1 protein-coding gene is annotated in these 405 nt (G+C 44.7%); it reads left to right on the top strand.

The window, feature by feature from the left end; translation table 11 throughout:
• Positions 1-130 precede the first annotated feature (130 nt).
• On the top strand, positions 131-405 hold a 275-nt coding region (locus B3V51_RS08445), incomplete at its 3' end, for an ATP phosphoribosyltransferase regulatory subunit (protein WP_286708240.1).

The following is a 405-nucleotide window of genomic DNA, read 5'->3' as shown; positions in this document are numbered from 1 at the left end:
AAATAATTGGGTCAATGATGTTGCGCGTTAAAAATAAAAACACTCGGCGTCAATACTTGGTAAAACAACCTTTGAGTACCGCATCAGTACCGCGTTTTTTGGTAAGCGATACGCCAAACAAGGATTTATTGTGTCTGTCAGTTCTGATTCTGCAAAACCTGCCCAGTTAAATGCAACAAAAAATGCGGCCACTCAGCCTGCCGATAGCGTTGCTAAACCTAATAGCATGCCCTACCTAAACCATTTTGCCAGCGATGTGGCCAACAGTTGGCTGTTGCCTGATGGGGTGGTCGATGTCCTGTTTGAAGATGCCCATAAGCAAGAAGTGCTTAGGCATCAACTGATTGAGCAGCTTATCACTCATGGTTATCAGCTGGTTTGTCCGCCGATGATTGAGTTTACTGA

It is taken from the genome of Psychrobacter sp. UBA2514 (assembly GCF_002341255.1).
Classification (GTDB): domain Bacteria; phylum Pseudomonadota; class Gammaproteobacteria; order Pseudomonadales; family Moraxellaceae; genus Psychrobacter; species Psychrobacter pacificensis.
This window is presented reverse-complemented; position numbering and strand designations above follow the sequence as displayed.